This is a genomic window from Agrococcus jenensis, assembly GCF_003752465.1.
GTDB lineage: Bacteria > Actinomycetota > Actinomycetes > Actinomycetales > Microbacteriaceae > Agrococcus > Agrococcus jenensis.
In genome coordinates this window covers 1822633-1843408 of sequence record NZ_RKHJ01000001.1, presented here as the reverse complement: position 1 = coordinate 1843408, position 20776 = coordinate 1822633, and the positions used below count along the sequence as shown (strand labels likewise).

Sequence of the window (20776 nt, the reverse complement as noted above, 5' to 3'; positions counted from 1 at the left end):
CGAAGCGCGCGGACCGGCTGGACCAGCAGGGGCGCGCGGACCGGCTCGACCAGCAGAAGGGGCGCGCGGACCGGCTCGGTCGGCGGAGCGAGGGGCGAGGCTATCGAGCCGTGCGACCGCGGGCGATCGGCGACGCCGCGAGCCCGATCGCCGCGATGGCGAAGCCGCCGCAGACGATCGCGAGGGCCGGCCCGACGCCGATGGCGTCGCCGAGCACGCCCGCGAGCGGGGCGGCGACGACGACCATCGCGCGGTTGACCGTGCGCATCGTCGCGTTCATGCGCGCCTGCATGCGATCGGGCGTCGCCCGCTGGCGGAGCGCCATCTCGCTCGGGTTCGACAGGCCCATCGCGACGCCGGCCGCGGCGAGCCCCGTCAGCACGAGCGCGAGTCCGCCGCCCTCCGGCAGCGCGAGCAGCGCGGCCGCCGCGACCACCGCCCACGCGAACGGCAGCAGCGACCGCTCGAGGATGATCGTGCGCGCGAAGCCCAGCCGCCCTGCGACGAGCCCGGCGAGCGCGGTGCCCGCGAGCGTGGCCGCACCGAGCACGCCGAGCGCGAGCCCGAGCCCGCCGGGCCCCGCGTCGAGGTCGACGAGCACGAGCGGCACGAGCAGCGTCATCGCGGCGCCGTTGCAGAGGAACCACACGTGCGTCCAGCGCGCCTGCGGCCCGAGCCGCGGATGCCGGTGGACGAAGTGCAGCCCGTCGAGGATCGAGCGCCCGAGCCCGCGCTCGCGCCGCGTTGCGCGCGCATCTGGCGGCAGCGTCGCGAGCACCACCGCCGAGACGAGGTGCGCGCCAGCCGCGAGCAGCAGCGAGACCGGAGCGCCGAGCCAGGCGATGACGACACCCGAGATCGCCGGTCCCGCCGACTGCGCCGCGTTCGACCCCGCATCGAGCCGCTGGTGCGCGGGCAGCAGCCGCTCGCGGTCGACGAGCCGCGGCACGAACGCCTGCGACGCGGCGTCGTTGACGAGGCTCGCGGCGCCGAGCAGCACGGCAGCGAGCAGCAGCACCCAAAGCGACCCGCCGCCGGACAGCCAGGCGATCGCGAGACCGCCGAGCACGAGCGCCCGCAGCACGTCGCTCACGAGCATCACCGTGCGGCGCCGCAAGCCCTCGACGATCGCGCCGACCAGCAGCCCGAGCACCACGTACGGCAGGAAGCGCGCGGACGACAGCCAGCCGACCTCCGTGGCGCCGCCGCCGAGGTCGAGCACGACCATCGTCTGCAGCGCGATCACCGCGAGGCCGATCGCCGTCTCGGTCGCGACCTCCACGCTCCAGAAGCGCCAGAACGCCGCGCCGAGACCGCGTCGGTCCCGGGCGGCGTCGGTCATCCGGTCAGGCGTCGCCCGCGAGGGCAGCGAGCTGCGCCTCCTCGTCGGCCTGGATGCACGAGTCGATCACCGGCTGCAGCGCGCCGTCGAGCACGGCGTCGAGGTTGTACGCCTTGTAGCCCGTGCGGTGGTCGGCGATGCGGTTCTCGGGGAAGTTGTAGGTGCGGATGCGCTCCGACCGGTCCATCCCGCGGATCTGGCTGCGGCGCGCGTCGGACGCCGCCGCATCCCGCTCCTCCTGCTGCCTCGCGAGCAGGCGCGCGCGCAGCACGCGCATGCCGGCCTCGCGGTTCTGCAGCTGGCTCTTCTCGTTCTGCATCGACACGGTGATGCCGGTCGGGATGTGCGTGATGCGCACCGCCGAATCGGTCGTGTTCACGCTCTGGCCGCCCGGGCCCGACGAGCGGTAGACGTCGATCTTGAGGTCGTTCTGATCGATCGCGACCTCCTCGGGCTCGTCGACCTCGGGGAAGACGAGCACGCCGGTGGTGGAGGTGTGGATGCGGCCCTGCGTCTCGGTCGCCGGCACGCGCTGCACGCGGTGCACGCCGCCCTCGTACTTCAGTGACGCCCAGACGCCCTCGGACGGGTCGCTCGACGAGCCCTTGAACGCGATCTGCACGTCCTTGAACCCGCCCATGTCGCTCGCGGTCGACTCGAGCATCTCGATCTTCCAGCCGCGGGCCGAGGCGTAGTGCGAGTACATCCGCACGAGGTCGGCCGCGAACAGCGCCGACTCCTCGCCGCCCTCGCCGCCCTTGACCTCCATGATCACGTCGCGGCCGTCGTCCGGGTCGCGCGGGATGAGCAGCCTGCGGAGCCGCTCCTCGGTCTCGTGGGCCGCCGCCTCGAGCGACGGCACCTCCTCGGCGAACGCCTCGTCCTCGCGCGCGAGCTCGCGGGCGGCGGCGAGGTCGTCGACCGCCGCGCGCCAGCGCTCGTGCGCGACCTTGATCTGGCTCAGCTCCGCGTACCGCCGGTTCACCCGGCGCGCACGACCCGCGTCGGCGTGCAGCGCCGGGTCGGCGAGCTGCAGCTCGAGGTCGGCGTGCTCGGCAAGCAGGCCCGAGACCGACTCGAACATGTCAGTCCTTGTCGTGCTGGCCGGGCACCGACTTCGAGACCTTCATGAGGAACTCGACGTTCGACTGCGTCTCCTTCAGCTGCTTGAGCACGAGCTCGAGCGCCTGCTGGGTGTCGAGGCCCGCGAGCGCCCTGCGGAGCTTCCACATGACCTTCGTCTCCTCGACGCCCATGAGCATCTCCTCGCGGCGCGTGCCGGAGGCGTTGACGTCGACGGCGGGGAAGATGCGCTTGTCGGCCATGTTGCGCGAGAGGCGCAGCTCCATGTTGCCCGTGCCCTTGAACTCCTCGAAGATGACCTCGTCCATCTTGGAGCCGGTCTCGACGAGCGCGGTCGCGAGGATCGTGAGCGAGCCGCCGTGCTCGATGTTGCGCGCGGCACCGAAGAACTTCTTCGGCGGGTAGAGCGCGCTCGAGTCGACGCCGCCCGAGAGGATGCGGCCCGACGGCGGTGCCGACAGGTTGTAGGCGCGGCCGAGGCGGGTGATGCCGTCGAGCAGCACGACGACGTCGTGGCCGAGCTCGACGAGGCGCTTCGCACGCTCGATCGCGAGCTCCGCGACGATCGTGTGGTCCTCGGCGGGCCGGTCGAAGGTCGACGCGATGACCTCGCCCTTGACGGTGCGCTGGAAGTCGGTGACCTCCTCAGGGCGCTCGTCGACGAGCACGATCATGAGGTGGACCTCGGGGTTGTTCTCGGCGATCGCGTTCGCGATGGCCTGCATCACGAGCGTCTTGCCGGCCTTGGGCGGCGAGACGATGAGGCCGCGCTGGCCCTTGCCGATCGGCGACACGAGGTCGATGACGCGGGTCGAGAGCTTGTTCGGCGTCGTCTCGAGGCGGAGGCGCTCCTGCGGGTAGAGCGGCGTGAGCTTCGAGAACTCGACGCGCGTGAGCGCGTCCTCGACCGACTGGCCGTTCACCGAGTCGACGCGCACGAGCGCGTTGAACTTCTGGCGGTTCGACTGCTGCTGCTCGCCCTCGCGCGGCTGCTTGATCGCGCCGACGACGGCGTCGCCCTTGCGGAGGCCGTGCTTCTTGACCTGCGCGAGCGAGACGTAGACGTCGTTCGAGCCGGGCAGGTAGCCGGAGGTGCGCACGAAGGCGTAGTTGTCGAGCAGGTCGAGGATGCCGGCGACGGGCAGCAGCACGTCGTCCTCGTGCACCTCGAACTCGTCGCCCTGCACGCGCCCCCGGGTGCGGTCGCGACCGCGGCTGCGGCGCGAGCCGTCGGCGTCGGCCTGCGGCTGCTGCTGGGGCTGGTTGCCGGGCTGGCCCTGCTGACCGCGGCCACGGCCGCGGCCGCGGCGGCCCTCGTCGTCGTCCTGCTGCGGCTGCTCGTCCTGGCCCTGCTGGCTGCCCTTGCCGCGGCTGCGGCGACGGCGCGAGCCGCCCTCGCGCTGGCCCTCGCCCTGGGCGTCGCCCTGGCCCTGGTCCTGGCCGCGCTCGTCAGCGCCGTCCCGGTCGTCGGAGCGCTCGTCGGCGGTGACCTCGACGACGGCAGCGCGCGCACGGGCGGCCCGGTCGTCGGAGGTGCGGTCGCCGGAAGTACGGTCGTCGGAGGTGCGGTCGGCGTCGGCGCGGTCACCGTCGCGCGCGTCCGTCGCCTCCGCACCGGTCGTCTCGGCGACCGGAGCGTCGGGCTGCGGTGCCGGCTGCTCGTCGGAGGGCGCGCCGGACTTGGCGCGCGAGCGGCTCGAGCGGGCGCGAGGCGCGCGCTTGGCGGGCACCTCGTCGGCGGGGGCCTCGTCGGTCGCTGCGGCCTCGGTATGCATGGCGTCGGCCTCGGCGGGCGTCTCGGTCGCCTCGGCGGCGGGCGCCTCAGCAGCAGGTGCCTCGGCAGCGGCGGCGGTCTTCGACCGGCGCGGTGCGCGGCGCTTGGGGGCGGCCCCCTCGGCCGGGGCGGCGGCGGGCGCCTCGGCCTGGGCCTGCTCGGCCTGCGCGGGCTCGGCCTGCGCCGGCTCGGCGGTCGGCTCAGCCTGGGCGGGCGCCTCGGCCTGCTCGGCCACGGACGACGACGTCGCGCGGCGCGAGCGGCGCTTCGGCGCGGTCTGCGCGGGCGCCTCGGCCTGTGCGGACGTCGAGGCGTCGGGGCTGGTGGTCTGCGCGACAGCGGCGTCGTCAGACGTCGGGATGCTGTCGATGATCTCGCTCGTCATGGGCGAGTGCTCCTTCGATGTCGGCCCGCGCGCGATGCTCGCGGGCGTGGGACCACGTCTCCCGCTGCGCTCACGGCCGCGGTGCGGACGTCGGGCGCATTCAGAATGCGGAGAGAGGAGTCAGAATGTCCCCTCGCGCGGCTAGGCCGCAGCGGTGCTGGGGACGGGCTCCACTGTACCACCGCGGATGTCGACGGCCAGCAGGCGCGCGTGCCACGCCTCCGGCCGATCCTCGACGATGCGGGCGGCCTCCAGCCGGGCGGCCGGGTCGCTCGCGAGCACGAGCACCGAGGGGCCGGCGCCCGACACGACGGCCGCGTGGCCGGCGGCCCGCAGCGCCGCGACGAGGGCGCTCGTCTCGGGCATCGCGCTCGCCCGGTAGATCTGGTGCAGCCGGTCCTCGGTGGCGTCGAGCAGCAGCTCGGGGCTCTGCGTCAGGGCCGCCACGAGCAGCGCGGATCGCGACAGGTTGAAGACGGCATCGGCGTGCGGCACCTCGGTCGGCTGCAGGCTGCGCGCGAGGGTGGTCGACATCGTCGCCTCGGGCACGGCGACGAGCAGCGAGACGCCGCGGTGCACGGCGAGCTGCTTGTGGCGCGGGCCCGTCTCGTCGACCCACGCGATGGTGAGGCCGCCGAAGATCGCGGGGGCGACGTTGTCGGGGTGGCCCTCGAGCTCGGTCGCGTAGCGCAGCACGTCCTCGTCGCTGACGTCGACGACGCCCTCGAGCAGGCCCTTGGCCGCGAGCACGCCCTCGACGATCGCGGCACCGGAGGAGCCCATGCCGCGGCCGTGCGGGATGCTGTTCGTCGCGGTGATGGCGATGCCCGGAGGCACGACGCCCACCCGGTCGAAGACGTGCAGGAGCGCGCGCGCGACGAGGTTCGTCTCATCCGTCGGCACCTCCCCCGCGCCGACGCCCGTGACGTCGACCCGCACGCCCGACTCGGTCGCCTCGACCTCGAGCTCGTCGTGCACGTTGAGCGCGAGGCCCAGCGTGTCGAAGCCCGGGCCGAGGTTCGCGCTCGTCGCCGGCACGCGCACGTGCACGCGGCGGCCCACCGGCACGCCGGCCGGAGGGGTGACGCCCGTCGCGTCGGCGGCCGTCACGCGAGGCCCAGCATCTGCGCGACCTGCACGGTGTCGGCGTCGGCCGACTCGGGCGTGGCGTCCGAGCCGTCCTCGAGCCGGAGGCCCCACGCCGCGTCCTTCAGGCCATGGCCCGTGACGGTGAGCGTCACGGTCGCGCCCGCGGGGATCTCACCCGCGGCGTGCCGCTCCAGCAGGCCCGCGACCGAGATCGCCGAGGCCGGCTCGACGAAGACGCCCGTCGAGGAGGCGAGCAGCCGCTGGGCGCGCAGGATGTCGGCGTCGTCGATGGCGCCGATGTAGCCGCCGGACTCGTCGCGGGCGGCGAGCGCCTGCTGCCATGAGGCGGGGTTGCCGATGCGGATCGCGGTGGCGACGGTGTCGGGGTCGCGCACGACCTCGCCGCGCACGATCGGCGCGGCGCCGGCGGCCTGGAAGCCGATCATGCGCGGGCGCCTGGTGGCGGTGCCGGCCGTCTCGGCCTCGGAGAAGCCGCGCCAGTAGCTCGTGATGTTGCCGGCGTTGCCGACCGGCATGATGTGGATGTCGGGCGCGTCGCCGAGCACGTCGATGATCTCGAGCGCCGCCGTCTTCTGGCCCTCGATGCGGTCGTCGTTCACCGAGTTGACGAGGTGCACCGGGTAGCGGTCGGCGAGCTCCTTCGAGATCTCGAGGCAGTCGTCGAAGTTGCCGCGGATCTGCACGATGCGCGCGCCGTGCACGACCGACTGGGCGAGCTTGCCCATCGAGATGCGGCCCTCCGGCACGAGCACGATCGCCTGGATGCCGGCCGCGGCCGCGTAGGCGGCAGCCGCCGCCGAGGTGTTGCCGGTCGACGCGCACGCGACGGCCTTCGCGCCGCGCTCCACGGCGCGCGAGACCGCGACCGTCATGCCGCGGTCCTTGAAGGAGCCGGTGGGGTTCAGCCCCTCGAACTTCACGAGCACGCGGGCATCGGTCATGGTCGACAGCGCCCTCGACTCGATGAGCGGGGTGCCGCCCTCGCCGAGCGTCACGACCGTCGACGCATCCGTCACGCCGAGCGTGTCGGCCCACTCGCGGAGCACGCCCTGCCACTGGTTCGCCATGTCTGCCTCCTAGTCGATGAGTCGGATCACGCTGTCGATCCGCTCCACGTCGGTGTGCGCTTCGAGCGCGTCGAGCACGGACGCGATGCGCGCCTCGCTCGCGGTATGGGTGCCGAGCACGAGCGAGGCGTGCGCCTCGCGCGCGTCCTGCCGCACGGACTCGACCGAGACGCCGTGCTCGGCGAAGAGCCCCGCGACCGCGGCAAGCACGCCCGGCCGGTCGGCGACGGTGAGCGCGAGCTCGTGGCGCGCCAGCACGTCGCCGAAGGGGGCGATCGGCAGGTCGGCGTGCGTCGACGACGCGGCACCCGGGCCGCCCAGCACGTGGCGGCGGGCGATCGAGACGAGGTCGCCGAGCACGGCGGAGGCCGTCTCGGGCCCGCCGGCGCCCGCGCCGTAGAACATGAGGTCGCCCGCCGCCTCCGCGGTGACGAAGATCGCGTTCTTCGCCTCGCGCACGGCGGCGAGCGGATGCGTCGCGGGCAGCGAGACGGGATGCACCCGGGCCGACACGCGGTCGCCGCCCTCGCCGGGCAGGCGCTCGCAGATGGCGACGAGCTTCAGCACGCGGCCGGTGCGCTCCGCCTGCGCGACCATCGCATCCGTGATGCCGGTGATGCCCTCGCGGTGCACGAGCGCACCCGGCACCGAGGTGTGGAAGGCGAGCGACGCCAGGATCGTCGCCTTCGACGCGGCGTCGAAGCCCTCGATGTCGGCGGTCGGATCGGCCTCGGCGTAGCCGAGCTCGGTCGCGACCCGCAGCGCGTCGGCGAGCGACGAGCCCTCGGTGTGCATGCGGTCGAGGATGAAGTTCGTCGTGCCGTTCACGATGCCCATCACCCGCGTCACGCGGTCGCCCGCGAGCGACTGCTCGAGCGGGCGGATGATCGGGATCGCGCCGCCGACCGCCGCCTCGTAGGCAACCTGCGCGCCGAGGATCTCGGCGGCGTCGAAGAGCTCGGGGCCGTGCGCGGCGACCAGCGCCTTGTTCGCGGTGACGACGTCGGCGCCGGAGGCGAGCGCGTCGAGCAGCAGGGTGCGGGCCGGCTCGATGCCGCCGAGCAGCTCGACCACGATGTCGGCGCTCGCGACGAGCGTGCCGAGGTCGCTCGTCATGAGCTCCCGCGGCAGGTCGACGTCGCGCTGCGCGTCGACGTCGCGCACGCCGATGCCCACGAGCTCGAGCGGCGCGCCCACGCGGGCCGCCAGCTCGTCGGCGTGCTCGAGCAGCAGGCGGGCCACCTGCGAGCCGACGCTGCCGGCGCCGAGCAGCGCGATGCGGAGGCTGCGGTACGAGTTCATGCGTCTCCTGGGGTCGCTGCGTCGAGTCCCGCGTCGCGGGCGAGCAGGTCGTCGATCGACTCGCGGCGCACGAGCACGCGCACGGCGCCGTCCCGCACGGCGAGCACCGGCGGGCGGGGCGTCGCGTTGTAGTTGGAGGCGAGCGAGTGGCAGTAGGCGCCGGTCGCGGCGACCGCGAGCAGGTCGCCGGGCGCGACGTCGGCGGGCAGCCACTCGGAGTCGACGACGATGTCGCCCGACTCGCAGTGGTGGCCGGCGACGCGGGCGAGCGCCGGGGCGGCGTCGGAGGCGCGATCGGCGATCCGCGCCGAGTAGTGCGCGCCGTAGAGCGCCGGCCGCGGGTTGTCGCCCATCCCGCCGTCGACCGAGACGTAGGTGCGGACGCCGCCGTCCAGGTGCACCGGCTTCACGGTGCCGACCGTGTAGGCGGTGATGCCCGCGGGGCCGACGATCCAGCGGCCCGGCTCGATCGCGATGCGCGGCACCGGCACGCCGAGCTCGTCGGCGGCGGCGCGCACGGCATCCGCGAGCGACTGCGCGATCTGCTCGATCGGCTCCGGCCGGTCGGTGCCCGTGTAGGCGATGCCGAAGCCGCCGCCGAGGTTGAGCTCGGGCAGCGGCGCGTCGGCGCCCAGCTCGGCGTGCAGCGCGAGCATGCGGCGCGCCGACTCGGCGAAGCCGCTCGCGTCGAAGATCTGCGAGCCGATGTGCGTGTGGAGGCCGACGAGCTCGAGGCTCGGCAGCTCGCGGATGCGCGCGACGAGCGCCGGCGCCTCGCCGACCGACACGCCGAACTTCTGGTCCTCGTGGCTCGTGGCGAGGAACTCGTGGGTCGAGGCGTGCACACCGACGGAGATCCGCAGCCGCACGCGCTGCACGCGGCCCGCGCGCTCGGCGGCGGCCGCGACCCGCTCCGCCTCGATCGCGGAGTCGAGCACGAAGGTGCCGACACCCGCGGCGACGCCCGCCTCGATCTCGGCGAAGCCCTTGTTGTTGCCGTGGAAGCCGATGGCCTCGGGCTCGACGCCGGCGCGCAGCGCGATCGTCAGCTCGCCGCCCGTGCACACGTCGATGCGCAGCCCCTCGGCGCGCATCCAGCGGGCGACGTCGGCCGTCAGCAGCGCCTTGCCGGCGTAGTAGACGTCGACGCCCCGCTGGTCGAACGCGGCCTCGAACGCGTCGCGGATGCGCCGCGCACGGTCGCGCGCGACGGCCTCGTCGACGAGCAGGAACGGGGTGCCGTGCGCCTGCGCGACCTCGCGGAGGTCGGCGCCGCCGATCCGCACGGCGCCGTCGACGCGCTCCGCGCCGGCGGGCCAGACGCCGTCGGCGAGCGCGTTCGGGTCGCCCGCGTCGAGCAGCTGGGGGGCGAGCGGATGCGGCACGGGACTCCGTCCGTGTGTGGTTCATGGGGCTCGCGCTCCGGTGGGCTGGGAGCGCTGGCGGCGACGGCGCTTGTGGCGCTGCTCCCCATCCTATGAGGCCGCGCATGGCGGCTCCGCCGCCGCGGCCGGCCCGTCCGCAGCCCGGGCCGGCCTGTGAGCGCCGTGCCCTACGGTGGCGTGCGTGCCGACTCCTCCCCCGTCGTGGTTCGAGCGCGACCCGCTCGAGCTCGCACCGCTGCTGCTCGGCGGCGTGCTGCGCCGCGCGGATGCCGCGGGCGCGGTCGCGCTGCGGGTCACCGAGGTCGAGGCCTACCGGGGCGCCGACGATCCCGGCGCGCACAGCTTCCGCGGCATGACGCAGCGGAACGCGACGATGTTCGGGCCGGGCGGGCACGTCTACTGCTACTTCACCTACGGCATGCACCACGCGGTGAACATCGTGGCCGGGCCGGCCGGCTCGGGCTGGGGCGTGCTCGTCCGGGCCGGGGAGGTCGTCGAGGGTCGCGCGCTCGCCCTCGAGCGGCGCTCGGCGCGGCGCGCGTCGCCGCCGACGGGCGAGCTCGCCCGCGGTCCCGGCAACGTCGCGCAGGCGCTCGGCGCGACGCTCGCGGACGACGCGGCGCCGCTCTCGGATGCGACGTTCGCGGACTCGACGCTCTCGGATGCCACGCCGGCCGGGCCGAGCGCGGCCGGGTCCGCCGAGCGGGGCGCGTGGTCCTTCGTGCCAGCTGCGGCATCCGTGCCCCATGCCACCGGACCGCGCGTCGGCGTCAGCGGGCCGGGCGGCGACGCGATCGCCCACCCGTGGCGCTACTGGATGCCGGGCGAGCCGAGCGTCTCGGCGTACCGCCCCGCGACGCCGCGACGGCGCGCATAGCCGCGCAAGCGATGCCTTGAGGGGCCAGGAGCGCCGGGGCTACACTCGCCGCGAGGCGGCCCGGCCGCCGCGCGCGTGCGGATCCCGAGGAGCGCCCATGGAGGCCAACCCGTCCAGCCCGTCGACCGCGATCCTGGTCGTCGCCGCCGATGATGACGTGCGGGAGGCCCTCCTCGAGCCGCTCGAGCGGCGCTACGCCCAGGACTACCTGATCCTGAGCGCGGAGGGGCCGGCGGACGGCGTCGCGGCGCTCGACGAGCTGCGGGCAGCAGGGGGCGACATCGCCCTCGTGCTCGCCGATGACGCATCGCCGGTCGGCGATCACGACAACGTCTTCGCGGCGGCGCGGCGCGCGTTCCCCGACGTGCGCCGCGGCTACGTGATCGAGTGGGGCTCGTGGGCCGACCGGCGCACCGCGGATGCCGTGCTGCAGCTCATGACGCACCTGCAGATCGACTACTACGTCGTGCGGCCGACGCACTCCCCCGACGAGTCGTTCCACCGAGCGGTCACCGACTTCCTGCGCGAGTGGGAGGCGTCGGTCGGCAAGCGCCATCGCGCCTTCACGGTCATCGGCGACGGCGCGAGGCCGCGCACGCACGAGCTGCGCCGGCTGCTCCACCGCAGCGGCGTGCCGGCCGACCACCTCGCCCCCGACTCCGCCGACGCGATCGCGCTGCTGGAGGAGGCGGGCGTGGAGGCCCCGGAGTCCGCGGCAGCGGGCGCGCCGCTCGTGCGCACCCCGGCCGGGCGCATCCTGGTCGATCCGAGCGATGCCGAGCTCGCGCGCGCGCACGGCCTCACCACCGCGCTGCCGTCGGGCGTCGTCGACGTGGCGGTCGTCGGCGCTGGGCCCGCCGGGCTCGCGGCCGCCGTCTACGCCGCCTCCGAGGGGCTCGAGACGCTCGTGCTCGAGGTCGAGTCGATCGGCGGGCAGGCCGGGTCGAGCTCGCTGATCCGCAACTACCTCGGCTTCTCGCGCGGCGTCTCGGGCGCGGAGCTCGCCCAGCGGGCCTACCAGCAGGCGTGGGTGTTCGGCGCGCGGTTCGGCCACACCCGGCGCGTGGCGGGCATGCGCGTCGGGGAGGTCTTCGAGCTCGACGTCGCCCCGGACGAGACGGTGCGCGCACGGTCGGTCGTGCTCGCGACCGGCGTCACCTACCGGCGGCTCGCGGCGCCCGGGCTCGAGCCGTTCGTCGGCGCGTCCGTCTTCTACGGCGCCTCGTCGGTGGAGGCGCGCGCGCAGGCGGGCCGCGACGTGCTCGTCGTGGGCGGCGGCAACTCCGCGGGCCAGGCGGCGCTGCACCTCGCGCGCTACGCGGGCTCCGTCTCGATCGTCGTGCGCGGCGAGGGGCTCGCCGCGAGCATGTCGCGCTACCTCATCGACCAGCTCGACGCCGCTGGCGTGCGGCTCGTCACCGGCGCGCGGGTGGTCGACGCGAGCGCCGCCTCCGCGGACCGGCTCGAGCGCGTGGTGCTGGAGCGGACCGGGTCAGGCGAGCGGTTCGAGGTGCCGGCGCACGCGGTGTTCATCACCATCGGCGCCAGGCCGCACACCGAGTGGCTGCCGCCCGAGGTGCTGCGCGATCAGTGGGGGTCGGTCATCACCGGGCCGGAGGTGCTCGCCGAGGGCGGGCGGCGAGCGTGGCTCGGGGCGCCGGGCACGGAGCCGACGCTGCTCGAGACGTCGGTGCCTGGTTGCTTCGCCGTGGGGGATGCGCGGCGCGGCTCGGTGAAGCGCGTCGCCTCGGCGGTCGGCGAGGGCTCGGTGGTCATCTCGTCGGTGCACAAGCACCTCGGGCCGATCGCGGGCGGCTGACCACCGCGCTGTCAAGTGCCGCTGGTGAAGGAGCACGGGCCGGAGGCCCGCGCGTATCGAGACCACCCCCGACCGAGCGAGTCATGATCTCGATACGCGCCGCTTCGCGGTGCCCCTCGATCAGCAGAGGAGGAGGCGGCTACATCCGCTCCGGCGCCGAGACCCCGACCGTCGTGAGCGCGGTGCGCAGCACCTGGCCCGTCGCGTCGTTGAGCCACAGTCGGGTGCGGTTCAGCGCACCGACCGGCTCGTCGCCCTGCGGCGCGACGCGGCAGGCGTCGTACCAGCGGTGGTAGAGCCCGGCGAGCTCCTCGGCGAACCGCGCGACGCGGTGCGGCTCGCGCAGCTCCGCCGCCTGCGCGAGCACGCGCGGGAAGTCCGCCAGCGCGCCGAGCAGGGCTGACTCCGTCTCGTGCGACAGCAGCGACGGGTCGAACTCGCTCCGGTCGACGCCCGCGGCCTCCGCGTTCCGCGCGACCGCCGACATCCGGGCGTGCGCGTACTGCACGTAGTAGACGGGGTTGTCGTTCGTGCGCTGCGTCAGCAGCTCGAGGTCGATGTCGAGCGGCGTGTCCGCGCTCGAGCGCACGAGCGAGTAGCGGGCGGCATCGACGCCGACAGCCTCGACGAGGTCCTCCATCGTGACGATGGTGCCGGCCCGCTTCGACATCCGCACCGGCTGCCCGCCGCGGATGAGGTTGACCATCTGGCCGATCATCAGCTCGAGGTGCACGTGCGGGGTGTCGCCGAACGCGGCGCACATCGCCATCATGCGGCCGACGTAGCCGTGGTGGTCGGCGCCGAGCATGATGATGCACTCGTCGAAGCCCCGGTCGCGCTTGTTCTGGTAGTAGCCGAGGTCGCCGGAGAAGTACGCGGGCTGGCCGTTCGAGCGGATCACGACGCGGTCGCGGTCGTCGCCGAAGGTCGTCGTGCGCAGCCAGATCGCGCCGTCCTCCTCGAACACGTGGCCGCGCTCGCGGAGCACCTCGATGGCACGGTCGACGGAGCCGTCGGACTGCACCTGGTGCTCGTGGAAGTAGACGTCGAAGTCGACGCCGAACTCGTGCAGGTCCCGGCGGATCTCGTCGAACATCAGCGCCACGCCGTGCTCGCGGAACGTCTCCTGCAGGGTCTGGTCGTCGAGGTCGAGCAAGTCGCCGTCGTACGAGTCGTCGACGCGACGGGCGATGTCGGCGATGTACGCGCCGCCGTAGCCGTCCTCCGGCGTCGGCTCACCCTTGAACGCGGCGACGAGGCTCTTCGCGAAGCGGTCGATCTGCGCGCCGTGGTCATTGAAGTAGTACTCGCGGGTGACCTCGGCGCCCTGGCGCTCGAGCACGCGGCCGAGGCTGTCGCCCACCGCGGCCCAGCGGGTGCCGCCCATGTGGATGGGGCCGGTCGGGTTCGCCGAGACGAACTCGAGGTTGATGCGCACGCCCGCGAGCGCGGTGCCGGCGCCGTAGGCGTCGCCCGCCTCGACGATCGTGCGGGCGAGCTCGCCGGCGGCGCCCGCCGAGATCGTCAGGTTGATGAAGCCCGGTCCGGCGACCTCGGCGCGCTCGATGCCGTCGACCTCGGCCAGCGTCGCGGCGACGTCGTCGGCGAGCTCGCGGGGCGGGACGCCGACGCGCTTCGCGAAGCGCATCGCGGCGTTCGTCGCCCAGTCGCCGTGGTCGCGGTTGCGGGGGCGCTCGAGCACGATGTCGCCCTCGCTGACCTCCACGTCGGCCGCGCGTCGAGCGACCGCGGAGCGGACGGCGGCGAGCACGGCGAGCGAGAGATCGGAAGGCTGCATGGGGTCGATCGTAGTCCGCGCGGCGTCGCCACGACGCCGGTGGCGGCCCGTACCCTGGGCCCATGTCGAGCTCCAGCCTGCGCTTCCGCCGTCTCCTCCCGGTCGCCGTGGTGGCGGCGGCGACGGCCCTCGCGCTCACCGGCTGCCAGCCCGGCGCGCTCGCCCCGAGCGAGTCCTCCGACGCCCCCGAGCCGTCGTCGAGCGCCTCCGAGCAGCCGCAGCCGCAGCCGACGCCGAGCGCGTCCGAGACGACGCCCGGGTCGGAGCCCGAGTCGCCCACCCCGACGCCCGCGCCCACCGGCACCGCGCTGCCGACGACGCCGCCGGTCGCGGGCGACCTCGACTGCAGCGAGGTCTACACGGCCGACCAGCTGTACGAGTTCAACCCGAACTTCGCGCCGTCGAGCGACGAGGGCTCGCTGCCCGGCGCGATCGACGACGTCGCGGACGCCGGCGGCACCGTGTGCGCCTACCAGCACGTGACCGGCATGGACCGGCTGCTCATCGGCGTGCTCACCGACGCTGCGGGCTTCGCGGCCCCGGCCTTCGAGTCGGTCGGCGACATGGGGGTCGCGACCTCGCCGCAGGGCGGTGCGATCGTCGCGGTCGCCTCGCAGTACTTCGACCAGGCGCAGGACGCGCAGCCGGTCATCGACCAGGTCGCCGACAACCTCGACTGACCCGCACCTCCCCCGCGCAGGCTGGTCGACCCTGGGTGGTCACGACACGCCGCGGCGGAGGCCTCGCTCCCGGCGCGTCGTGACCACTCCGGCTGTCGGCCACGGCGCGTCGTGACCACCCCGCGCGAGCGGGGCGGGGTCAGGCGATCCGGATGCGCTGCGTCGGGTCGTCGACCGCGTCCGGCGCCAGATCGTCGTCGCCCGCCTCGACCGTGAGCGACTGCAGCAGCACGGGGTTGCCGCTCGTCGTCGCCCACGCCGTCTCGAGCGCATCCGCGCCCGTCGCGATGCGGATGAGGCTGCCGCGCGGCGCGAGGCCCGTCGCGTCGACGACCCACCACTGCCCGTCGATGTGCACCTCGGCCACGGCGTGGAAGTCCGGCGGTCGCAGCCCCGGCGCGTAGACGCCGACGTAGCGCGCCGGGATGCCGGCCGCGCGCGCGAGCGCGATCATGACGTGCGCGTAGTCGCGGCACATGCCGCCGCGCTTCTCGAGCGTCGTGACGGCGGAGTCGTCCATCGCCGACAGCGAGGGTGAGTAGGTGAAGCCGCGCGCGATCCACTGCCGCATGGCGGCGATCGCGTCGAAGCCCGTCGCGCGGCCGAAGCGCTCCTCGACGAAGCCCCGCAGCGCGCTCGCCTCGACGTAGCGCGAGTCCTCGAGGTAGCGCGCGGCATCGCCCTCGTCGACCGGGCGCTGCGAGCCGCCGACGCTCGTCTGCACGTCGACGGCGAGCGTGCCCGCCGGCGCGGTGAAGACGAGCTCCCTGGTGTCGTGGGCGGCGGGCAGGGTGCGCCAGTCGACGGGCGCCCCGTCGACGGTGACCGAGATGCGATCGGCGGACGCGTAGTCGGCGGCCGGCAGCACGAGGAGGATGACGTCGGTGTCCCCCACGAGGTTCATCGTGAAGGCTGCATGGGCGGTGCGCATAGGCCTCGATCCTCCCACGGACGGACCGGTGCTGCGGCTAGAGGCCCGAGCCGGAGAACGAGTCGACGAGGCCCATGACGGCGGGCGCGAGGATGACGATGAAGAGCACCGGCAGGATGCACAGCATCAGCGGGAAGATGACCTTCACCGGCACCTGCTGCGCCTTCTCCTCGGCGCGCTGCCTGCGCTTCAGCCGCATCTCCGACGCCTGCGTGCGCAGCACATCGCCGACGGAGATGCCGAAGGCGTCCGCCTGCAGGACGGCGCGGATGAACGTGCGCAGGTCGTCGACGTTGTTGCGCTCGCCCAGCTCGCGGAAGGCCTGGCTGCGTGAGAGGCCCATCCGCATGTCCTGCAGCGTGCGCTTCAGCTCGCTCGCCAGCACGCCCTTGCCGTTGGAGGCGACCCGCATGAGCGCCGCGTCGAATCCGAGGCCGGCCTCCACGGCGATCGTCATCTGGTCGAGCGTGTCAGCCAGCTCGAGCTGCACCTTCGCGTCGCGCTCCTGCCCTCGCCCCAGCAGCAGGAGGTCCGGGAGGAAGTAGATGGCGACCGCGAGCACAGCGACGAGCGCGATCAGGATGGGCGCGGGACGCGCGCTGATCACGAGGAGCAGGAGCAGCACCGACACGGGCACCCAGACGAGCTTCAGCGTCAGCAGTCGCCCCACCGGGGCCGTCTGCGGGCGGCCCGCCCGAGCGTGCTGCCGCTCGAGGAGCGACACGATCGGCGACGGCGTCACCGCTCGCGCGATGCGCTCGAGCGCACCGACGTCGGAGCGCGCCACTTCGACCGGCGCGACGATCCGTTCACCGCGCTGCAGGTTCGCGAGCGTCCGCGCTCTGACCGGCTGCACGGCGGTCATCAGCACGAGGGCGATCGCCGTGAGCCCTGCCGCGACGAGGACCGCGAGGATCGTGGGCGACATCAGAACTTCACCTGCACGACCTTGCTCAGCCACACGCCACCAACGGTGAAGAGCACACCGGAGAACACGAGCAGGCCGATGCCGATGCCCGTCTGCACGAGCGGCAGCAGGTACGTGGGATTGATCAGCACGAGGAAGCCGCAGACTGCGAACGGCAGGACCATGAGGATCACGGCCGACATCCGTCCCTCGGCACTGAGCGAGGCGACGTGGCGGCGTATCTGGCCGCGCTCGCGGATCGTCCCTGCGACCCGGTCGAGCACCTCCGCCAGGCTGCCACCGACCTCTCGGTTGATCGCGATGGCTTGCGTCGCCCACCGGAAGTCCTCGCTGGACATGCGCTCGGCGGCCTCTTCGAGGGCCGCGACGACCGGCCTGCCGACGCGCGTCTCGTTCACGATGCGCGCGAGCTCGGAGGCGGTCGGCTCCTCGGACTGCTTCGCCACCGACGTCAGCACCTGCATCATGCTGTAGCCCGCCCTGAGGCTCGACGCCATCAGCTGCAGCGTGCCGTCGAGCTGCTCGCCGAACGCGCGCCGTCGGCGCTCCACCCTGACCCGCACGAGCAGCACGGCGGCCACGGGTGAGAGCATCGCCGCGGGCGCTGCGAAGAGCCCGCCGCCGAGCAGCAGCGTCACCGCGACGAGCGCGAGAGATCCGACCGCGACCAGGAAGACGAAGTCCTGCGGGCGCATCCGGATGCCGGCGAGGTCGAGGCTCGTGGCGAGCGATCCCGAGCGGGGACGGATCAATCGGCCGACGAGACCGGTCGCCGCCTCCGCGGCACCAGCGAGGGCGCCCTCGCCCTCCTCGGTCACGGGCCTGCGGCGCTCTCGCGGCAGCCGTGCGCCCCGCGGCGACGCGAGGAGCAGCACGGCGGCGCCGGCGCCCAGCGCGACGGCGCCCGAGGCGATCCCGACGAGCATCATCGTGCGGGCGGGTCGAACATGCCCGCGGGCAGCGGGATGCCGAGGTCATGGATGCGCTCGAGGAACTTGGGGCGGACACCGGTGGGCAGCGGCACGCCGATGAACCGGCCCGTGTGGTCCTGGCCGGCGGTGTAGTCGAAGAGGTACACGTCCTGCAGGGTGACGACCTGGCCCTCCATGCCGACCACCTCGGTGACCGCCGTCACGCGGCGCGTGCCGTCGCGGAGGCGCTCCAGCTGCACGATCACGTCGACGGCCGAGGCGATCTGCTCGCGGATCGCACGGAGCGGCAGCTCCATGCCGGCCATCAGCACGAGCGTCTCGAGTCGCGCGATCGCGTCGCGCGGGGAATTCGCGTGCACCGTCGACAGCGATCCGTCGTGCCCCGTGTTCATGGCCTGCAGCATGTCGAGCGTCTCACCGCCGCGCACCTCGCCGACGACGATGCGGTCGGGCCGCATGCGGAGGGAGTTGCGCACGAGGTCGCGGATCGTGATCTCTCCCTTGCCCTCGATGTTCGAGGGACGCGACTCGAGCCGCACGATGTGGTCCTGCTGCAGCTGCAGCTCCACCGCGTCCTCGATCGTGATGATCCGCTCCCCCGACGGGATGAACGACGAGAGCACGTTGAGGAGCGTCGTCTTGCCGGTGCCGGTGCCGCCCGAGACGATGACGTTGAGCTTGCCCTCGACGCACGCCTGCAGCAGCTGCGCCATCTGCGGCGTCAGCGTGCCGAAGCGGATGAGGTCGGGCACCTTGAAGGGGTCCTTCGAGAACTTGCGGATCGTGAGCGTCGACCCGGAGAACGCGAGCGGAGGGATGACGGCGTTGACGCGCGAGCCGTCCTCGAGCCGGGCGTCGACCATCGGCGACGACTCGTCGATGCGGCGACCGATCCGGGTGACGATGCGCTCGATGATGCGGCGCAGCTGCTCCTCCGACGTGAAGCGCACGGGAGCGCGGCCCAGCTTGCCCGACTGCTCGACGTAGACGTTGTCGGGACCGTTGACCATGATCTCGGTGACGGTCGGATCCTCGATGAGCCGCTGCAGGGGACCGAGGCCCAGCACGTCGTCGCGGACCTCATTGATGAGGCGCTGCCGCTCCTCGCCGGTGAGCGGTGCCTGCTCTGCCTCGACGACCGCGTTCAGCTCCTCCCGCACGAGGGCGTGGAGCTGCTCCTCGGAGAGGTCGGGATCGTTGATGCGCGTGCCGATGCGCACGAAGAGCGCCTCGGCGGCCCGCTGCTTGAGCCCGATGAGGCCGTCGAGCTGCTGCGGCCGATCCTCCACCGGCGCAGTCGGCTGCGATGCCTCGCCGCGCTGGGCGACCGTCCGGTCGGGCGGCGCGACTGGAGCGGCGACGGGTGCACGGCGGACCTCCTCCTGGAGCGCGGGCGCGCCGCCTCGCTTGGCGGACAGCCGCTCGGCAAGGCTGCTCATGCTGCTGCCCTGTGCCGGCCGTTCGCGCGACGCGCGCCGGTCTCTGCGTAGAAGGTGATGAGCTTGCGCATCTGCTTGGCCACCGGATCCTTCGGGCGCTGCAGCACGATGGGCACGCCGGTGTTGAGCGAGGCGGTCACCGAGCGCGAGATCGGGATCGTCAGGTCCACCTTCGTGCGGATGGTCGCCTCGACGTCGGAGACGCTCAGACCGGCCTTCGGGTCGGCGAAGTTGAGCAGCACCTGCCGGGCGTTCGTCAGCATGCCGAGCTCGCGCAGCGTCGCGACCTCCTTGCGCAGCCCGCGGGCTCCCGCGACATCGAACGTCGTCAGCAGCACGGGGTCGGTCGTGTGGTCGAGCGCGGCGAGCGTGCGCGGCTCGAGCCCCGCCGCGGTGTCCACCACGACGTAGCGGAACTGGGCGCTCAGGCTCGCGAGCAGCTCGCTCACCTGCTCGGGCGTGACGCTGTCAGCGGCGGCCGGGGTGTCGGGCGCGCAGACGACGAGGAGTCCGGACGAGTGCTGCGTGAGCCGGGTCTTGAGCGCGATCGGGTCGCGCAGGACGTGACCCTGCAGCACGTCATCGAGCGCGTACTCCGGCTCGATGTTGAGCGCGGTCGCGACGTCGCCGAACTGCACGTCGAGGTCGACGAGCACGACGGCACCGGGCGCGGATTGCGCGAGCCCGACCGCGAGGTTCGTCGCGAGGGTGGTCTTGCCCGCGCCGCCCTTCGGCGACAGCACCGTGAGGACGCGCCCGGGGGCGATCATGGTGTTCGCTACTGCCGGCGGTACGTCGGGCTGCGCACGGCGGGTCTGCACGGCCTGCCCGACCCGCAGGAGCGCTGCGCGGAGCGTCTCGACATCGACGTGCTCGGGCAGCACGTCGCGCACACCGACGCGCATCGCCGCGATGGAGAGCGCCTCCGGATCGCCGATCAGCACGAGCCCGGTGCCCGGCAGCTCTCGGTCGAAGCGTCCCGCGAGCGCGAGCGCGTCGTGCGGTGCTCGGGTCGCGTCCAGCACGAGGACGTCGGGCAGCGCCTGGTGCTGCACGTGCGCGAGCAGCTGCGCGGGATCGGACGGCAGCGGGTGCGACGGCACCGCGATGCATGATCCGCCCGCCGCCTGGTGCACGCGGGTCTGCAGGTCGGTGGAGTCGGTGGTCAGCAGCACGTTGGTCATTGGAACGCCTCTATAGGGGTGACGAGACGGGTGCCGTCCTCGGGGACGTCGGCGCCCTCGAGCGAGAGCCAGATCTGGCCGAACTCGGCCCCGAACACGAGCTGCTCGGCATCGGCGGCCGAGAGCGCGAAGGTGACCATGATGGTGTCCTCCGCCTCCTGCTCGACCTCGTCGCCGTTCTCGTCGGTGACGACACCAGACGCGCCGGTGACGGCGGTGACGAGCACCTTGTGCAGGATGAGGTGGGTCTGGTCGCTCTCGGAGTTCTCCGTCGACGTGCCCGTGACGACCGTGCCGGAGAGGAACACGCCGACCGTGTCACCGGGTCGCAGCTCGCCACCGATCACGCGGCGGGTCTCGAGCTGCAGCGACAGCTGGTGCATGTTCGGCGGCACCTCGACGACCTCGGGAAGGCCTTCCGGCGACTCGAAGCGCGCCGTGAGCAGCTGCTCACCGGGCTCGAGGTCGGCGTTGGTGAGCAGGCCGGCGACGTCGGCGAGATCGGCGACGCCGCCGGGGACGACTGCGGCGGCAGGCAGCTCGGCCACGGAGACCGATTCGGCGATCGCCTCTGCCGGCGTGCCCGCCGCGATCGGCTCCGCGACGACCAGCACGCGCGCGGGAGCCATGTCCGCCATGGCCCGGGCGTCAGCGCCCGATGCGTACATGAAGGTCAGCACGCCGCCTGCCGCGGCGATGAGCAGGGCGACGAGCGCCACGATGATGCGTCGGATCATGAG

At 73.6% G+C, this 20776-nt stretch carries 17 protein-coding genes; 3 read left to right on the top strand and 14 right to left on the bottom strand.

All coding sequences use genetic code 11. The features are described from left to right. Positions 1-100: 100 nt before the first annotated feature. From EDD26_RS09105 to lysA, 7 genes are all read right to left on the bottom strand, one after another. Positions 101-1342, bottom strand: a complete 1242-nt coding sequence (locus EDD26_RS09105) for an MFS transporter (RefSeq protein WP_123697431.1) — start codon at positions 1340-1342, stop codon at positions 101-103. Between the two features lie 4 nt (positions 1343-1346). Then, positions 1347-2426 (bottom strand): peptide chain release factor 1, encoded by a 1080-nt coding sequence (gene prfA, locus EDD26_RS09100; protein ID WP_123697430.1) that lies wholly within the window; start codon positions 2424-2426, stop codon positions 1347-1349. A gap of 1 nt (position 2427) precedes the next feature. Further along, entirely contained in the window at positions 2428-4584 is a 2157-nt protein-coding gene (gene rho, locus EDD26_RS09095) for a transcription termination factor Rho (protein WP_123697429.1), read from the bottom strand. Positions 4585-4725: 141 nt separating this feature from the next. Continuing rightward, positions 4726-5694 (bottom strand): homoserine kinase, encoded by a 969-nt coding sequence (gene thrB, locus EDD26_RS09090; protein ID WP_245989827.1) that lies wholly within the window; start codon positions 5692-5694, stop codon positions 4726-4728. Further along, positions 5691-6761: a threonine synthase gene (thrC, locus tag EDD26_RS09085; RefSeq protein WP_123697428.1), complete on the bottom strand. Its 1071-nt coding sequence runs from the start codon at positions 6759-6761 to the stop codon at positions 5691-5693. Before thrC ends, thrB begins: the two co-directional genes overlap by 4 nt. 9 nt (positions 6762-6770) lie before the next feature. Next, positions 6771-8063, bottom strand: coding sequence for a homoserine dehydrogenase (locus tag EDD26_RS09080; RefSeq protein WP_123697427.1), 1293 nt, complete (start codon positions 8061-8063; stop codon positions 6771-6773). Beyond that, positions 8060-9448: a diaminopimelate decarboxylase gene (lysA, locus tag EDD26_RS09075; RefSeq protein ID WP_123697426.1), complete on the bottom strand. Its 1389-nt coding sequence runs from the start codon at positions 9446-9448 to the stop codon at positions 8060-8062. Before lysA ends, EDD26_RS09080 begins: the two co-directional genes overlap by 4 nt. Positions 9449-9629: 181 nt before the next feature. On the opposite strand from lysA, the gene EDD26_RS09070 reads away from it, so the two are divergent. Both EDD26_RS09070 and EDD26_RS09065 read left to right on the top strand, forming a co-directional pair. Next, positions 9630-10325 carry a DNA-3-methyladenine glycosylase gene (locus EDD26_RS09070; RefSeq protein WP_123697425.1) on the top strand — a complete coding sequence of 232 codons (696 nt, stop codon included), beginning with the start codon at positions 9630-9632 and terminating at the stop codon, positions 10323-10325. A 97-nt stretch (positions 10326-10422) separates the two neighbouring features. Then, complete coding sequence (locus EDD26_RS09065) at positions 10423-12144, top strand: NAD(P)/FAD-dependent oxidoreductase (RefSeq protein WP_123697424.1); 1722 nt, start codon at positions 10423-10425, stop codon at positions 12142-12144. 139 nt (positions 12145-12283) lie between these two features. Here the strand turns inward: EDD26_RS09065 and argS are convergent, their stop codons facing one another. Then, positions 12284-13942: an arginine--tRNA ligase gene (argS, locus tag EDD26_RS09060; protein ID WP_123697423.1), complete on the bottom strand. Its 1659-nt coding sequence runs from the start codon at positions 13940-13942 to the stop codon at positions 12284-12286. A 62-nt stretch (positions 13943-14004) separates the two neighbouring features. Between argS and EDD26_RS09055 the strand changes: the two genes are divergently transcribed. Continuing rightward, positions 14005-14622, top strand: coding sequence for a superantigen-like protein SSL4 (locus EDD26_RS09055; RefSeq protein WP_123697422.1), 618 nt, complete (start codon positions 14005-14007; stop codon positions 14620-14622). A 139-nt stretch (positions 14623-14761) separates the two neighbouring features. Here the strand turns inward: EDD26_RS09055 and EDD26_RS09050 are convergent, their stop codons facing one another. Genes EDD26_RS09050 through cpaB form a run of 6 tightly spaced genes read right to left on the bottom strand, consistent with a single transcriptional unit; the run spans position 14762 to position 20773 of the window. Continuing rightward, positions 14762-15553, bottom strand: a complete 792-nt coding sequence (locus tag EDD26_RS09050; RefSeq protein WP_123697421.1) for a transglutaminase-like domain-containing protein — start codon at positions 15551-15553, stop codon at positions 14762-14764. 37 nt (positions 15554-15590) lie between these two features. Beyond that, positions 15591-16481 (bottom strand): type II secretion system F family protein, encoded by an 891-nt coding sequence (locus tag EDD26_RS09045; RefSeq protein WP_123697420.1) that lies wholly within the window; start codon positions 16479-16481, stop codon positions 15591-15593. Next, positions 16481-17410 (bottom strand): type II secretion system F family protein, encoded by a 930-nt coding sequence (locus EDD26_RS09040; protein ID WP_245989826.1) that lies wholly within the window; start codon positions 17408-17410, stop codon positions 16481-16483. The genes EDD26_RS09045 and EDD26_RS09040 overlap by 1 nt, the downstream gene beginning before the upstream one ends. Next, positions 17407-18852, bottom strand: coding sequence for a TadA family conjugal transfer-associated ATPase (locus EDD26_RS09035; protein ID WP_170165597.1), 1446 nt, complete (start codon positions 18850-18852; stop codon positions 17407-17409). Before EDD26_RS09035 ends, EDD26_RS09040 begins: the two co-directional genes overlap by 4 nt. After that, positions 18849-20036 (bottom strand): CpaE/TadZ family protein, encoded by a 1188-nt coding sequence (locus tag EDD26_RS09030; RefSeq protein ID WP_123697418.1) that lies wholly within the window; start codon positions 20034-20036, stop codon positions 18849-18851. The genes EDD26_RS09035 and EDD26_RS09030 overlap by 4 nt, the downstream gene beginning before the upstream one ends. Then, entirely contained in the window at positions 20033-20773 is a 741-nt protein-coding gene (cpaB, locus tag EDD26_RS09025) for a Flp pilus assembly protein CpaB (RefSeq protein ID WP_123697417.1), read from the bottom strand. The genes EDD26_RS09030 and cpaB overlap by 4 nt, the downstream gene beginning before the upstream one ends. Positions 20774-20776: the final 3 nt, after the last annotated feature.

Coding starts and splice junctions, on each gene's coding strand:
- EDD26_RS09080 (WP_123697427.1), bottom strand. CDS start 8,063: ATGAACTCGTACCGCAGCCTCCGCATCGCGCTGCTCGGCGCCGGCAGC.
- EDD26_RS09030 (WP_123697418.1), bottom strand. CDS start 20,036: ATGACCAACGTGCTGCTGACCACCGACTCCACCGACCTGCAGACCCGC.
- cpaB (WP_123697417.1), bottom strand. CDS start 20,773: ATGATCCGACGCATCATCGTGGCGCTCGTCGCCCTGCTCATCGCCGCG.
- argS (WP_123697423.1), bottom strand. CDS start 13,942: ATGCAGCCTTCCGATCTCTCGCTCGCCGTGCTCGCCGCCGTCCGCTCC.
- EDD26_RS09055 (WP_123697422.1), top strand. CDS start 14,005: ATGTCGAGCTCCAGCCTGCGCTTCCGCCGTCTCCTCCCGGTCGCCGTG.
- EDD26_RS09045 (WP_123697420.1), bottom strand. CDS start 16,481: ATGTCGCCCACGATCCTCGCGGTCCTCGTCGCGGCAGGGCTCACGGCG.
- EDD26_RS09040 (WP_245989826.1), bottom strand. CDS start 17,410: ATGATGCTCGTCGGGATCGCCTCGGGCGCCGTCGCGCTGGGCGCCGGC.
- EDD26_RS09050 (WP_123697421.1), bottom strand. CDS start 15,553: ATGCGCACCGCCCATGCAGCCTTCACGATGAACCTCGTGGGGGACACC.
- EDD26_RS09105 (WP_123697431.1), bottom strand. CDS start 1,342: ATGACCGACGCCGCCCGGGACCGACGCGGTCTCGGCGCGGCGTTCTGG.
- rho (WP_123697429.1), bottom strand. CDS start 4,584: ATGACGAGCGAGATCATCGACAGCATCCCGACGTCTGACGACGCCGCT.
- prfA (WP_123697430.1), bottom strand. CDS start 2,426: ATGTTCGAGTCGGTCTCGGGCCTGCTTGCCGAGCACGCCGACCTCGAG.
- EDD26_RS09035 (WP_170165597.1), bottom strand. CDS start 18,852: ATGAGCAGCCTTGCCGAGCGGCTGTCCGCCAAGCGAGGCGGCGCGCCC.
- thrC (WP_123697428.1), bottom strand. CDS start 6,761: ATGGCGAACCAGTGGCAGGGCGTGCTCCGCGAGTGGGCCGACACGCTC.
- EDD26_RS09065 (WP_123697424.1), top strand. CDS start 10,423: ATGGAGGCCAACCCGTCCAGCCCGTCGACCGCGATCCTGGTCGTCGCC.